General features: G+C 72.9%; 16 protein-coding genes and 1 tRNA gene. 8 read left to right on the forward strand and 9 right to left on the reverse strand.

Going from position 1 to position 12,993, the window contains the following annotated elements:
• The first annotated feature begins 18 nt into the window (after positions 1 to 18).
• On the forward strand, positions 19 to 1,131 hold the full coding sequence (locus ACGFZ2_RS26190; protein WP_393271163.1) for a DUF3068 domain-containing protein: 1,113 nt from the start codon (positions 19 to 21) through the stop codon (positions 1,129 to 1,131).
• Positions 1,132 to 1,224: 93 nt separating this feature from the next.
• On the opposite strand, the gene ACGFZ2_RS26195 is transcribed toward ACGFZ2_RS26190, so the two are convergent.
• Complete coding sequence (locus ACGFZ2_RS26195) at positions 1,225 to 2,895, reverse strand: DUF885 domain-containing protein (RefSeq protein ID WP_393268578.1); 1,671 nt, start codon at positions 2,893 to 2,895, stop codon at positions 1,225 to 1,227.
• Between the two features lie 52 nt (positions 2,896 to 2,947).
• On the reverse strand, positions 2,948 to 3,547 hold the full coding sequence (locus ACGFZ2_RS26200) for a Uma2 family endonuclease (protein WP_393268576.1): 600 nt from the start codon (positions 3,545 to 3,547) through the stop codon (positions 2,948 to 2,950).
• Positions 3,548 to 3,664: 117 nt separating this feature from the next.
• Here ACGFZ2_RS26200 and ACGFZ2_RS26205 point away from each other — a divergent pair, with 117 nt between their 5' ends.
• Complete coding sequence (locus tag ACGFZ2_RS26205; RefSeq protein ID WP_393268574.1) at positions 3,665 to 4,642, forward strand: DMT family transporter; 978 nt, start codon at positions 3,665 to 3,667, stop codon at positions 4,640 to 4,642.
• Between the two features lie 110 nt (positions 4,643 to 4,752).
• Here ACGFZ2_RS26205 and ACGFZ2_RS26210 read toward each other — a convergent pair whose 3' ends face one another.
• Complete coding sequence (locus tag ACGFZ2_RS26210) at positions 4,753 to 5,829, reverse strand: PHP domain-containing protein (protein WP_393268571.1); 1,077 nt, start codon at positions 5,827 to 5,829, stop codon at positions 4,753 to 4,755.
• A gap of 54 nt (positions 5,830 to 5,883) precedes the next feature.
• Entirely contained in the window at positions 5,884 to 6,633 is a 750-nt protein-coding gene (locus ACGFZ2_RS26215; protein ID WP_393457821.1) for a M23 family metallopeptidase, read from the reverse strand.
• A gap of 60 nt (positions 6,634 to 6,693) precedes the next feature.
• Here ACGFZ2_RS26215 and ACGFZ2_RS26220 point away from each other — a divergent pair, with 60 nt between their 5' ends.
• The 4 genes from ACGFZ2_RS26220 to ACGFZ2_RS26235 all read left to right on the forward strand — a co-directional run bounded on the left by ACGFZ2_RS26220 (position 6,694) and on the right by ACGFZ2_RS26235 (position 8,647).
• Positions 6,694 to 7,080: a hypothetical protein gene (locus tag ACGFZ2_RS26220; RefSeq protein ID WP_393268567.1), complete on the forward strand. Its 387-nt coding sequence runs from the start codon at positions 6,694 to 6,696 to the stop codon at positions 7,078 to 7,080.
• A 112-nt stretch (positions 7,081 to 7,192) separates the two neighbouring features.
• Positions 7,193 to 7,360, forward strand: coding sequence for a hypothetical protein (locus ACGFZ2_RS26225; RefSeq protein ID WP_350709602.1), 168 nt, complete (start codon positions 7,193 to 7,195; stop codon positions 7,358 to 7,360).
• Between the two features lie 113 nt (positions 7,361 to 7,473).
• The gene (locus ACGFZ2_RS26230) at positions 7,474 to 8,001 is read left to right on the forward strand and encodes a tRNA adenosine deaminase-associated protein (RefSeq protein ID WP_393268564.1); all 528 of its coding nucleotides are present in this window, start codon (positions 7,474 to 7,476) and stop codon (positions 7,999 to 8,001) included.
• 193 nt (positions 8,002 to 8,194) lie between these two features.
• Entirely contained in the window at positions 8,195 to 8,647 is a 453-nt protein-coding gene (locus ACGFZ2_RS26235; RefSeq protein WP_393458083.1) for a nucleoside deaminase, read from the forward strand.
• A gap of 123 nt (positions 8,648 to 8,770) precedes the next feature.
• Here ACGFZ2_RS26235 and ACGFZ2_RS26240 read toward each other — a convergent pair whose 3' ends face one another.
• The 3 genes from ACGFZ2_RS26240 to deoD form a co-directional block, all read right to left on the reverse strand.
• The gene (locus ACGFZ2_RS26240) at positions 8,771 to 9,238 is read right to left on the reverse strand and encodes an acyl-CoA thioesterase (RefSeq protein ID WP_393457824.1); all 468 of its coding nucleotides are present in this window, start codon (positions 9,236 to 9,238) and stop codon (positions 8,771 to 8,773) included.
• Positions 9,235 to 9,873: a TetR/AcrR family transcriptional regulator gene (locus ACGFZ2_RS26245; RefSeq protein ID WP_393457827.1), complete on the reverse strand. Its 639-nt coding sequence runs from the start codon at positions 9,871 to 9,873 to the stop codon at positions 9,235 to 9,237. The genes ACGFZ2_RS26240 and ACGFZ2_RS26245 overlap by 4 nt, the downstream gene beginning before the upstream one ends.
• A 117-nt stretch (positions 9,874 to 9,990) precedes the next feature.
• Positions 9,991 to 10,698, reverse strand: a complete 708-nt coding sequence (gene deoD, locus ACGFZ2_RS26250; RefSeq protein ID WP_393457830.1) for a purine-nucleoside phosphorylase — start codon at positions 10,696 to 10,698, stop codon at positions 9,991 to 9,993.
• Positions 10,699 to 10,773: 75 nt separating this feature from the next.
• Between deoD and ACGFZ2_RS26255 the strand changes: the two genes are divergently transcribed.
• Together ACGFZ2_RS26255 and ACGFZ2_RS26260 are read left to right on the forward strand one after the other, a co-directional pair.
• Positions 10,774 to 10,860 (forward strand) — tRNA-Ser (locus tag ACGFZ2_RS26255).
• A 147-nt stretch (positions 10,861 to 11,007) separates the two neighbouring features.
• A complete protein-coding gene (locus tag ACGFZ2_RS26260; RefSeq protein WP_393457833.1) occupies positions 11,008 to 11,442 on the forward strand; it encodes a hypothetical protein in 435 nt (144 codons plus the stop codon).
• 367 nt (positions 11,443 to 11,809) lie between these two features.
• Here the strand turns inward: ACGFZ2_RS26260 and ACGFZ2_RS26265 are convergent, their stop codons facing one another.
• Positions 11,810 to 12,361: a hypothetical protein gene (locus tag ACGFZ2_RS26265; protein ID WP_393457836.1), complete on the reverse strand. Its 552-nt coding sequence runs from the start codon at positions 12,359 to 12,361 to the stop codon at positions 11,810 to 11,812.
• A 137-nt stretch (positions 12,362 to 12,498) separates the two neighbouring features.
• Positions 12,499 to 12,993, reverse strand: coding sequence for a hypothetical protein (locus tag ACGFZ2_RS26270; protein WP_393458086.1), 495 nt, complete (start codon positions 12,991 to 12,993; stop codon positions 12,499 to 12,501).

The raw sequence follows: 12,993 nt of genomic DNA on the forward strand, positions 1-12,993 counted from the left end.
TCTTTGTTGGGAGGATCAGTGAAGGCTCGCCTGGGCGCCCTGCTGTTCGGGATAGGCGTCTTGTGTCTCGTGCTCGCCGCGGGAGCGGCGTTCTTCGTGGCACCGACGGTGACGAAACTGCCGTACGACCTCGCACTCTGCAACGCGGAGGGCAAGCCCGAGGGGTGCCTGAAGCCGAGCGTCGCGGTGGCGGAGAACGCGAAGTTCCTGCAGCTGAAGAAGGACGCCCCGCCGACGGTCCAGACCGGCACGCTGGAGGCCACCACCGAGGTGGCGCCGCAGGCCGGCGTCACCGAGGCGGAGATGACCGGCGACCTGGAGGGCGAGGCGGTCGTCTGGGGCGCGTACGGCACGGTCAAGTGGACCCAGACCGGTGAGGTGATCAGCCAGTACTCCGCGGAGTTGGCGCTGGACCGGCGGACCGCTGCCGCGGTCGGGTGGGACAAGCAGTTCCTCCAGGCCGACGGGCCGGAGGGGCCGAGCGAGGTCACCTTCGGCGGGCAGGTCTACAAGTTCCCGTTCCACACCGAGCGCAAGGACTACGAGTACTTCGACCGTGACGTGCGCAAGGCGCTGCCGATCCGGTTCGACGGCACCGAGAAGGTCGACGGCATCGAGGCGTACCGGTTCCAGCAGGTCATCGAGGAGACCGACCTGGGCCTGCCGGCCGACCGGGTCAGCGGCCTGCTCGGGGCGTTCGCGCCGGGCGCGACCAGCGGCAAGGTGATGTACAGCAACACCCGCACCATCTGGGTCGAGCCGGTCAGCGGCAACTTCGTCAAGGTGCGGGAGCAGCAGAAGAAGACGCTGGTGCCGGACCAGGGCACGGCCACCGCGCTGCTGGACGCCGACTTCGTCTACACCGACCAGACCATCGCCAACAGCGTGGAGTCCGCCGGGAACAACCGGGACAAGTTGCAGTTGATCGGTCGGACCATCCCGCTCGGGCTGGCGGTCATCGGTGCGCTGGCGCTGCTCGTCGGCCTCTGGCTGGTGCTCTCGGGTCGGCGGGCCACCGCCGCCGCGCGGCACCGCGCCGACGACAGCGACGCCGCCGCGTCGGCGGAGCAGCAGGAGGTCACGTCCGGGGCGCCCGTGCGGGGCGGCGACGGCGAGGCCGGGGACCGGTAGCAGGTCGCCGGGCGTCGCCCACCGTGGCAGGTGGGCGACGGTCCTCCGACATCGAGGTGCGGGGCCGGTGTCCCTCCGGCCCCGCACCGCACCTCAGAGGCGGGCGAGCGCCCTGCGCAGCGGGTCGAGCCCGAGCGAGCCCAGGTCGAGCGCCTGGCGGTGGAACTCCTTCAGGTCGAAGTCGGCGCCCTTGCGGGCCTTCGCCTCGTCGCGGGCCTGGAGCCAGATCCGCTCGCCCACCTTGTACGAGGGGGCCTGCCCCGGCCAGCCGAGGTAGCGGTTCAGCTCGAAGCGCAGGTTCTCGTCCGGCACCCGGCAGTGCGCCCGCATGAACTCCCAGCCCAGCTCCGGTGTCCAGCGCTCGCCCGGGTGGAAGCCGAACGGGTTGTCCTTCGGGATCTCCAGCTCCAGGTGCATGCCGATGTCGACGATCACCCGGGCAGCCCGGAACGCCTGCCCGTCGAGCATGCCGAGCTTGTCGCCCGGGTCGTCCAGGTAGCCCAGATCGTCCATCAGCCGCTCCGAGTAGAGCGCCCAGCCCTCGCCGTGCCCGGAGACCCAGCAGAGCAGCCGCTGCCAGCGGTTGAGCAGCTCGGCGCGGACCGCGGTCTGGGCGACCTGGAGGTGGTGACCCGGCACGCCCTCGTGGTAGACGGTGGTCACCTCGCGCCAGGTGGAGAAGTCCGTGACGCCCTGCGGCACCGCCCACCACATGCGACCGGGGCGGGAGAAGTCCTCGCTCGGGCCGGTGTAGTAGATCGCGCCGTCGCTGGTCGGGGCGAGGCAGCACTCGATCCGGCGGACCTGCTCCGGGATGTCGAAGTGGGTGCCGTTCAGGTCGCTGATCGCCTTGTCGGCGAGCGCCTGCATCCAGTCCCGGAACGCCTCCTTGCCCTGGATGGTCCGGGCCGGGTCGGCGTCCAGCGCCGCGACCGCCTCGTCGATGGTCGCGCCGGGGCCGACGATCCGGGCGGCCACCGCCCGCATCTCGGCCTCCAGCCGGGCCAGCTCCTCGAACCCCCAGGCGTACGTCTCGTCGAGGTCGACCCTGGCGCCCAGGAAGTACTGCGAGGCCAGCTCGTAGCGCTCGCGGCCGGCGGCCTGCTTCTCCCGGCCCAGCGGGGCCAGCTCGGTGCGGAGGAACTGCCCGAACTCGGCGGTCGCCGCGGTCGCCGCCGCCGCGCCTCGGCGCAGCTCGGCACCGAGGCTGCCGTCGGCGTCCAGCCGCTCGACCAGCCCGTGGAAGAAGTTGTCGCCATCCGGGTCCGTCCAGATGTCGCACTGCTTGGCGACCTCGACCAACTGCACCCGGGAGCTGACGTGGCCGGCGGCGGCCGCCTCACGCAGCGTCGCCTTGTAGCCCTCCAGCGCGCCCGCGAAGCCGTTCAGCCGGGCGGCGATGTTGGCCCTGGCGTCGTCGCCCTCGGTGGGCATCAGGTCGAACACCATGCGGACCTCGTGCAGGCCGCTGGCGATCACGTTCACCTCGCTGGTCGTCTCGCCCGCCTCGTAGCGGGCGAGGTCGAGGCCCAGCCGCTCCTGCATGGCCTCCTTGGCGGTCCGTTCCGACTCTGATTCCGGCTCGGTCACGTCCAGGTCCGCCAGGGTCTGTCGGATCAGCCCGGCCCGGGCCGCGTATCCGTCCGGTGACAGATCGTCGAGCTGGCCGTCGTAGCCGGCAATGCCGACGTAGGTGGCGCCGGTCGGGCTCAGCGGCGCCCAGTCGGCCACGTACCGGTTCGCGAGGTCATCGATTCGTCCCACGCTGCGACCCTACGCGACGCGACCGCCGAGTTGTCGAGAGTGTTTGCGGTGTTCAGGGCAGCAGGTCGGCAGGGTCGAAGTCGATCGGGAACGGTGCGTCGGCGTGGAGCCGCTGCCCGCCGAGCGCCTCCGCCAGGATGACGTACGCACCTTCCTCGTCGAGCGAGTACAGCTCGACCGACACGTGCCGCAGCCGTCGGGTGATCTCGATCCGCATGAAGTAGGGCACCCCGCCCTCGGCGCAGCGGCGCGGCTTGTCCACGAAGTCCTGCCGCCGGCTCCCGGGGGAGACGAACTCCACGGCCATCGTGCACAGCTTCACCGGGATCCAGCGGTCCTCCTCGTCGTCCGCCGGGAGGGTGTGCAGGACGGTCACGTCCGGCTGGATCCACCGCTGCGGAGTGAAGGTGAGGTTCACCTGGCCGTACACGTAGAGGCCGGCGGTCTCCGCGGCCGGCCCGAGGAGACGGATCAGCTTGGCTTCCCCGTAGCTGTTGGTGCCCACCTCGGCGGGTGTCATGACCAGCCTTCCGTCGATGCACTCGTAACGCGCGGCCGGCACTTCCGGCAGCGGGAGGTAACGGTCGGCGAGTCGCGTCGTCCACATCCCGTCGAAATCGGTGAGCGGGTCGAACCGCATCGGCATCGCCATCGGGTGGCCACCTCCTCGGCTGGTCAACGTCTCCAATGTAAGTCGGTTGCTGTGGCGGTCGACACGGCGTCCGAAAGTCGCGGGACATTGTCGTGGGGCTGCGGCAGAGTGTCAGGAGTGACAGCGGATATCACCCCTGACCGGGCGGCGCTGCGGAGCTGGCTGCCCGGGTTCGTCGCGCTGGCGGCGATCTGGGGCTCCAGCTTCCTGTTCATCAAGGTCGGCGTCGAGGAGCTGCATCCGCTGCATCTCACCCTCTACCGGGTGGTCGCCGGCGCGGTGACGCTGCTGGTGGTGCTCGCCGTGCTCCGTGACCGGCTGCCCACCGAGCCCCGGGTCTGGGCGCACCTGGCCGTCGTCGCCGCGTTCGGCGTCGCCGTGCCGTTCACCCTCTTCGGCTACGGCGAGCAGCGGGTCGAGTCGATGCTCGCGGGCATCTGGAACGCGACCACCCCGCTGATCGTGCTGCCGCTGGCGGTGCTGGTGTTCCGCACCGAGCGGCTGACCGTCCGCCGCGCGGTCGGGTTGGCGCTGGGCTTCGTCGGCGTGCTGGTGGTGCTCGGCGTCTGGCAGGGCGTGGGCGGGGCGCACTTCGTCGGGCAGCTGATGTGCTTCGGCGCCGCCGCCTGCTACGGCGTCGCCATCCCGTACCAGAAGAAGTTCGTCGCCGGCAGTGCGCACTCCGGGCTCTCGCTCTCGGCGGCGCAGTTGCTGATGGCGGCGGCCCAGCTCGCGGTCGTCGCGCCGTTCGTCGCGGGGGCGCCGCCGGCGCCGACCGGCCTCTCGGTCGAGGTGGTCGCCAGCGTGCTGGCGCTCGGCGCGCTCGGCACCGGCCTCGCCTTCGTCATCAACATGCGCAACATCCGGGTCGCCGGGGCGAGCACCGCCTCCACCGTGACCTACCTGATCCCGGTCTTCGCGGTGCTGATCGGCGCCCTCGCCCTCGACGAGCGGCTCACCTGGCACCAGCCGGTCGGCGCACTGATCGTGCTGCTCGGCGTCGCCGTCTCGCAGGGCCTGATCGGCCGGCGTCCGCCGGCGGCCGACGCCGCCGCGCCGCCCGCGCCGGCCATCGTGCCGGCCACCCCTCGCTGAGCGGCCCCGGCCGACGTCGCCGGGCGGGCTGCGCGGGCCACCTACCGCTGGGCGGCGCCGCGCGGTGTCGACGGGGCGCCCCGGCCCGGGGCGGCCGGCGAGGCGAGGGTTCAGCGCGCGGCGTGCTCGCGCGCCCAGTCGACCAGCCGGTCGGCGTCCCACGTGTTGACCACCCGGTCGGCGGGCACCCCGCAGAGGGCGGCGCGCTCGCAGCCGAACCGCTGCCAGTCGAGCTGCCCCGGGGCGTGCGCGTCGGTGTTGATGGCGAAGTCGCAGCCGGCCTCCAGGGCCCGACGGATCAGCCGCTTCGGGGGATCCTGCCGCTCCGGCCGAGAGTTGATCTCCACGGCCACCCCGCGCTCGGCGCACGCGGCGAAGACGGCGTCCGCGTCGAAGTCGCTCTCCGACCGGGTACGCGGCCGGTGCGCCCGGTCGCCCGGCCCCTTCACGCCGGCCGGCCGGGACGACACCATCCGCCCGGTGCAGTGGCCGAGGATGTCCAGGTGCGGGTTCGCGATCGCGGCCAGCATCCGCCGGGTCATCTTCGTCCGCTCGTCGTTCAGGCCGCTGTGCACCGAGCCGACCACCACGTCGAGGCGGGCCAGCAGCTTCTCGTCCTGATCCAGCGAACCGTCGGCGAGGATGTCGACCTCGATGCCGGTCAGGATCCGGAAGCCCTCCGGCAGCGCCTCGTTGACCTTCGCGACGTGGTCGAGCTGGCGGCGCAGCCGGTCCGCGGTCAGGCCCCGGGCCACCTTCAGCCGGGGCGAGTGGTCGGTCAGCACCAGGTACTCGTGGCCCAGCTCGACCGCGGCGAGCGCCATCTCCTCGATGGGGGAGCCGCCGTCGGACCAGTCGGAGTGGGTGTGGCAGTCGCCGCGCAGCGCGGTGCGCAGCGCGGTCGCCGCCGCGTCGAGGTCGGTGCCCTCGGTGGCGACCAGCCGGCGCAGGTAGACCGGCTCCTCGCCGGCGAGCGACTCGGCGACGCAGCGGGCGGTGACGTCGCCGACCCCGGACAGCTCGGTGAGCTTGCCGGTGCGGGCCCGCTCGGCCACCTCCCTCGCCGGCAGCGCGGCGAGGGCCGTGGCCGCCGACCGGAACGCCCGGACCCGGTAGGTCGCCTCGTTCGCCCGCTCCAGGAGGAAGGCGATCCGGCGGAGATCGGCGATCGGGTCCCGGGCGCTCATTCCAAGGAAAATACGCCTCCGCGCCGCCGGTCGCAGGGACGACCTGCGGCGCGGTCAGCCGGTCGTCGCCAAGGCCTTCGGGCAGCCGTGCCGGCGGTGCCACGCGGCCACCTCGGCGGCCGGCTCGCGGTTGCCCTTGCGCCGCCACGAGTTCAGGTAGGGCGCCGGCCAGACCACGCCCCGCCGGATCCACCAGCCGTCCCGGCCCGTACACGGCGGGGAGATGCCGAAGTGCAGGTGGCAGACGTTGTTCGCGTTGCCCGTCCGGCCGACCTCGCCGAGCAGCCGCCCCGCCCGCACCCGCACGCCGGCGTCGATCCCGTCGGCGATCCGGCGCAGGTGCGAGCCGTAGTAGCGCACCCCGTCGTCGCCGAGCAGCGAGACCGACAGCCCGCCGTTGTAGGGCCCTCGCGGCCCCCGCTTGTCGAACCGGTCCACCCGGCTGACCTCCAGGACGAGGCCGTCGGTCACCGCCACCACGGGCTCGCCGCAGTCGGCGAAGATGTCCGTCCCCGGGTAGGCCGAGTGGGTCGGGTGGTAGGCGACGTTCGCCGCGCGTACCGGAAAGACGTGCGGCAGCCCGGCGCGGGTCGGCACCGCCGACGGGCCGGTCGGGGCGGCGTCGGTCGGGACGGCGGACGACGGCGCCGGTTGCGCGGCCGTGGCCGGCAGGCTCGGGCGGGGGGTGCCGGGTGCCGTCCCGGGCCGGCTCGTCGCGCAGCCGGCGGCCAGCACCGGCACGAGCAGCAGCAGGACCGGGTACGCCGGACGCGCGCGGCGGCGTCGGATCGTCGGCGAGGGCATCCGGACATCCTGACAGAGTCGGTACGGTGGGACGAGCCGCACGGCAGAGGGGAGGCGCAGGTGACGACCGGACCGTACGCCTTCCCGCCCGACCCGGACCTGCGCCCGGCGCCGCGTGCCCCCTCGGGGCTCTTCCCCGCCGGGCCGCCGTCGCGGCCCACCTACCGCGAGCCGCACCCGGTCACCGGCGTGGGCGTCGCCGTGGGCGGCGGCGCGGCGACCGTCTGGCTGCTCCTGTTCGGCCTGCTCGGCCGCAGCGTGTCCGAGTACGCCTGGTGGACGGTGGCGGCTGGCGGCCTGGCCTGGCTGGCCGCGCTGCTGCTGGTCCGCGCCGGCGACCGGGGGGTGGCCACCGGGGTCGCGATCGTCACCGCCGGCGGGTGGAGCATCGCCGCCGCCGTCGTGGCGGTGCGCTGGGCGTCGAGCGGGGACTGGCCGCTTTGGTAGTCCCCGGTCCCGGGGAGGTCCGGGCGGCGGGCGCGGCTGCGCTGCGTCGCGGGTCGGCTGCGCAGCGAATCCCGTCTTGACGTGGCCGCACGGACTCGGCACTCTCGGCGGTATGGCCTGGACCACTCCGCGGCTCGATCCCGAGCGCAGCCGTCGTCGCCAGCAGCTCCTCGCCGAGTTGGCGGGTGCCCGGGCGGTCCGCCAGCGCGAGCGGCCGCAGCGGGTGCGGAGCGAGCGGCTGCGGGAACTCATCGCCACCCGCCGTCGCGTCGCCGGCTGAGAGAGTTTCCTCAGGATTGACCGGCCCTTCGGGGCGTTGACCGGTCGTCTGCCGACCCGACCGGCTAACGTGCACGCGTAACGGGTCGGCGTGCCGAGGCTTTTGGGGGGACCGTGTCGTACTTCGCTGCGGCGGTCGTGCGTGACGGCGGCGGCTGGACCGCGGCCGAGGTCAACCTGCGGGGCGTCACCGACGTCGACGACGTCGCCGACCGGCTGCGCGACGTCGACCAGGATGCCGACCTGTCGCTGCTCTTCGTCGAGGCGGACGACGCGTACCTGGTGATCCTGCGCCTGGACGAGGGGGAGGACCTGCGGGTCTTCGGCTCCGACTCGGCGTACGCGGAGGAGTCCCGGCTGGGCGCGCTGCTGGTGGGAGACCTCAAGACCTCGGTGACGGGGGTGGACGACACCGACGAGCCGCGCCCGGCCCCTTCCGGCGACGAGGAGAGCCAGCAGCCCGCCGTCGACCCCGAGGCCGACCCGGTCGGCGACGCCGACATCCTGGCCGACCTGGGCATCCCCGCGCAGAAGCTGCTCAACCTCTGCGCGCAGGAGGGCATGATGCCCGCCGACGTGACCGCCGAGGTGTGCCTGATGCTCGGCTGCGCCGACGAGGTCGAGGAGCTGCGTGAGGTCTGACCCGTCCGGTGCCGCCGGGCCGGGTCGGTCGGGGGCCGGCGGCGGGGAGCCGGCCGACGCCACCGATCCGGCGCTGGAGACCGTACGGCCGGGGCAGCCGACCCCCGGCTCGGTCGGCCGGGTCGGGCCCGGCGCGCACGAGGGGCTGGCCGACCCGGACGGCGCCGGCCGGCGGCAGCGGCACGAGCTGTGGATGCGCCGGGCGCTGGAGGTCGCGGTCACCGGGCCGGCGGAGCCCCCCGGTGGCACGGGCGAGGACGCCTCCGACGACATCCCCGTCGGTGCCGTGCTCTACGGGCCGGACGGCGCCGAGCTGGCGACGGGGCGCAACGAGCGGGAGCTGACCGGCGACCCGACGGCGCACGCCGAGGTGCTGGCGCTGCGCCGGGCCGCCGAGCGGTCGGGCCGCTGGCGGCTCGACGGCTGCACACTGGTGGTCACCCTGGAACCCTGCACGATGTGCGCGGGCGCGCTCGTGCTGGCCCGGGTGTCCACTGTGGTGTTCGGCGCGTGGGAGCCGAAGACCGGGGCCGCCGGCTCGCTCTGGGACGTGCTGCGCGACCGCCGGCTCAACCACCGGCCGGAGGTCTACGGCGGCGTCCTGGAGCCGGAGAGCGCCGCACTGCTGCGCGCCTTCTTCCGCTGACCGCCCGGCTCGGCCGCCGGCCGCCCCCTTCGGCCACCGGCCGCCCCCGCTCGGCCGGAGGTCGACCAGGTGCCGCGCCGCCGGTCGACCGGGGCGCCGATCGACCGGGGCGTTTCCGGTCGCTCAGGCCGGCGTCGGGGCGGGGCGGAGCAGGGTCGCGGCCACCGCGCGGGCGGTCTCGGTCCACGGGGCGGGCCGCAGGGTCGCCGGGTCGAGCCGGACGATGGCGCGCCGGCCCTCGGCGTGCACCGTGCGGCCGTCGGTCGAGCGGAACTGGTAGGCGTACTCGGCGCTGCTGGTGCCGAAGTGTTCGAGCCAGAAGTGCACTGCCACGGGCCCGGTGCCGGTGATCGGGGCGCGGTAGGTGATGGTGAACTCGCGTACCGCGTGGAACACGTCGGGGGCGCTGCGCTGCCCGCCCTGGAACGAGACGCCCCGGGCGGCCCAGTACGGCGTCAGGGCCCGTTCCAGCAGCACCGCGTACCGGGCGTTGTGCAGGAGGCCGAGGGCGTCGAGGTCGTCGAAGTGCACCGTGACGTGCTCGACGTGACCGAACTCGACGGCGGGCTGGTCGGCGATGGCGTGGCTCATGAGCGGCCTTCCGGTAGCAGGGTGGGGTCGGGGCACAACGCCCGTAGGCGGTTCAGCAGGCCCTGGCGGGCGTGCCGGTAGGCGGTGTCGGGGTCCAGCAGCCGGGAGCGCAGCGCGGCGGTGATCCCGAGCGCGTCGATCTCGTACGCCAACTGCGGGACGTCGGTGTCGGCGGGCAGCTCGCCGGCGTCGACGGCCTCCCGGACGAGCCGCTCGAGGAACGCGGCCCAGCGGCCGAACACCTCGGCGAGCCGGTCCCGGACCGGGCCGGGGCGGGCGTTGTACTCGAAGTCGGTGCTGGCGAAGAAGCAGCCGCCGGGGAGCACCCGGGCGGCGTAGAAGTCGATCCGGGCCTGGTGCAACGCCCAGAGCCGCCGTACGCCGCCGGGGGCGCGCAGGGCCGGGGCGACGATCCGCTCCTGCCACTGCTCCACGGCCCGGTCGATGGTGGCGAGCTGGAGCGCCTCCTTGGAGCGCCAGTGCGCGAACAGCCCGGACTTGCTGACCCCGAGCGTGTCGGCGAGCTGGGCGAGGGAGAGCCCGTGCAGGCCGACCTCGGTGGCCAGCACCACGGCGGCGTCCAGCGTGGCCGTGCGGGTCCGGTCGCCCCGCGCGACTCGTCCGTCGAGTGTCATGGGCAGAGGCTAATAAATAAGCACGACCGGTCGTATAGTTTTGTCGGGTGACGGTCGTCACGACACCGCCCCGCCGTCCAACGGACGACGGGGCGGCGGAGCCGAAGGGGAGGGGGATCAGGCGATGATCGTGTCCAGGGCGATCTCGACCATCTGGCTGAAGGTCTGCTCGCGCTCCTCGGAGGTGGTCTTCTCGCCCGTCTTGATGTGGTCGCTGACCGTCAGCAGGGTCAGCGCGCGGGCCTTGAACCGGGCGGCGATCGTGTAGAGCGCCGCCGACTCCATCTCCACCGCCAGCACGCCGTAGTCGGCGAGAGTGTCGTAGAGGTCCGGGCGGTCGGTGTAGAAGGCGTCCGCCGCCAGGATCGGGCCCACCCGCATGGTGATGCCGCGCCGCTCGGCCACCTCGACCGACGTGCGCAGCAGCCCGAAGTCCGCGACCGGGGCGTAGTCGATCAGCCCGTCGAAACGCATCCGGTTCATGTTCGAGTCGGTGGACGAGCCGATCGCCGCGATCACGTCGCGCAGCCGCAGGTCCTCGGTCAGGGCACCGCAGGAGCCGACCCGGATCAGCGACTTCACGCCGTACTCGTTGACCAGCTCGTGGGCGTAGATCGAGGCGGAGGGCATGCCCATGCCGGAGCCCTGGACGGAGACCTCGACGCCGTTCCAGCGCCCGGTGAAGCCCAGCATGCCCCGGACCGTCGAGTAGCACTTGGCGTCCTCGAGGTAGGTCTCCGCGATCCACTTGGCCCGCAGCGGGTCGCCCGGCATCAGGACCCGCTCGGCGATCTCTCCCGGCTTCGCGCCGATGTGCGTACTCATGGCAAGGATCCTGCCAGGCCGGAGGCGGGGACACCGGTTCGGCATCCAGACCCGCTGTCCTGTACCCTCGTCGGCGGTGGCGTGTCCGAGTGGCCTAAGGAGCACGCCTCGAAAGCGTGTGAGGGTTTACGCCCTCCGCGGGTTCAAATCCCGCCGCCACCGCTCGTGAACAGCGAGAACGCCCGGTCGATCCGCGAGGATCGACCGGGCGTTCCGCTTGGTGGTCTCAGTTCTGGTCTCAGTTGTGTGCTAGTGCCGCGCGGCGGTGAGTGGTCATGACAGCTGGACCGATCTCGTTACGGTGTGCTCGTGGCGAATGGGACAGCTGGCTGGGGGATGAAGTTCCTGCTCTGGGTTGGGCTTCCTTTCCTCACCTTCCTCGGGCTGGCCCTCGCCGTACCCGACGTCGCTCCGGCCTTGCAGGCGAAGTCCGGTGACGGCACGGCGGGCACATTCACCGCGCGCTACGAGACGTGCGGCCGCAACTGCACCTGGCACGGCGACTTCGTCCCGGACGGGGGCGGGACGCCGCGTAACGACGTCATCGTTTACGACGGGCCGGATGGGCTGACCTCGGGGGCCACCGTGGCGGCCCGTGACACCGGCGCCCGCAGGGGTGTCTTCGCCGCCCAGGGCGGCAGTACTTGGCTGCTCTTCACCGGGCTCGCCGTGGCCGGCGCGCTTGCCGCGATCGGCTGGGTGGTCCTCCTGGTCCACGCGATAGCCAACCGGCTCCGGACGTAGCGGGAACCGACCGGGCCGGGCGACCGAGGAGTCCCCGGCTGAGGACGATCACACAGGTGACCGGGGTCGAGGCGACGGCGTGGCAGGGGCGTCTCATTTGTGGTCGCGTTCGCCACGGTCCGCAGGTGCACGCCTCCATTCGTCGGAGACCGTCATACCTGCTCGCGGCCACTACCGAACCACCACGGATGCATGGTCGCAGACCTCGAGAGCGTGTGAGGGTTACGCCCTCCGCGGGTTCAAATCCCACCGCCACCGCTCGTGAACAGCGAGAACGCCCGGTCGATCCGCGAGGATCGCACCGGGCGTTCCGCGTGTGGTCCCGGTTTCGGCGGTACGCGAGCGGGCGCGGTAACCCGGACGCCCGTCAGCGCCGGTCGAGTTCCGACTCCAGCCGCTGGATGAGCGTCTTGCGACCCTTGTTGTCGCGTTCGTTCCGCAGTGCCGCCTTGAGTTGGCTCGTGTCGAGGCCCCGGACGAGCTTGGCCGCCTCGGCAACCGGCAGCTCCGACAGCCGCCCGACCGACGTGGCGTTCCGGCGTGCGCGGCTGGCCCGCTCGGTGTTGGCGACGTACTGCTTGCCGGACCTCGACTCCTTCCGCTTCTTGGCGTCGGTCTTGCGCTGCTCCTCGTCGGAGAGCTGCTCCCAGGCCTGTTTGGGCAGGTATCGACTCGTCTCGTCGCCGTGCCGCGCCCGGGTGTCGCCTTCCCTGGTCTGCCAGTGCTCGCCGCCCCAACGCTGCAGGGACTTCTGCCGCTCGTCCTTCGGGCCCTCGTAGCCTCCGCCGCGCTTCTGGTATTCCTTCGTGAGCCGTTGCGACTTGCGCGCCGACCACTGCCCCTGCCTGCCGCCCTTGTCGGAAGCCATGATCTCTTCCTTGAGCTGTTCTCTCAGCTCGGGCTTCGTGTACCGCGCCATGTCCGGCGGATACCCGGCACTCCGCTGCACATGCCTGCCGCGCCCCCGACCCCGTCGACGCCCGGTCCATCCGCAAGGCGTAGCCGGTCGGGCCGCGGTACCGCACGCCGCTGGTGTCGAAGACCGACCGGCGGAGTTCAGCAGGGGCTGTGGCCCTCCTCGAAGAGGCGCTCAGCCCACTCTGCGTACCCGACGATGATCTTGCGGACCGTACGCCCGTCGTGCAGGAACAGGTACGCGCGGTCGCCCCGCCGGGCGAGCAGCCCGGCGAACCGGTGCGTCCCCTGTGGAGCCTCCAGCTCGCGCGCCGACGGGTAGCGGCTCCAGACCTCGTCGACGGGGCTGCCGGCGGTGACGCCCTCCGGGGTGCGCGTCGCGTCGCCGAGCCAGAGCAGCACGAGCCGGTCGTCGACGAAGATCGGGCTGGTCGTGTCGTGTCCGGCGAGGGACGGGCCGCAGGCGCCGACGTCGGTACGCAGGATGCCCCGCCGGGTCAGCTCGTCCTCGGTGTCGCCGAACTCGACGTTGTGGAGCCCGTTCAGGCCGACCACGTCGAGGGCCCCGGCGGGCCGGCCGTCCATTTCGGGCAGTTGCGGGCGCGCGCCACTGCCCGCGATCGAGGCAGCCGTCAG

This window comes from Micromonospora sp. NPDC048063, from assembly GCF_043202855.1.
Taxonomy (GTDB): domain Bacteria; phylum Actinomycetota; class Actinomycetes; order Mycobacteriales; family Micromonosporaceae; genus Micromonospora.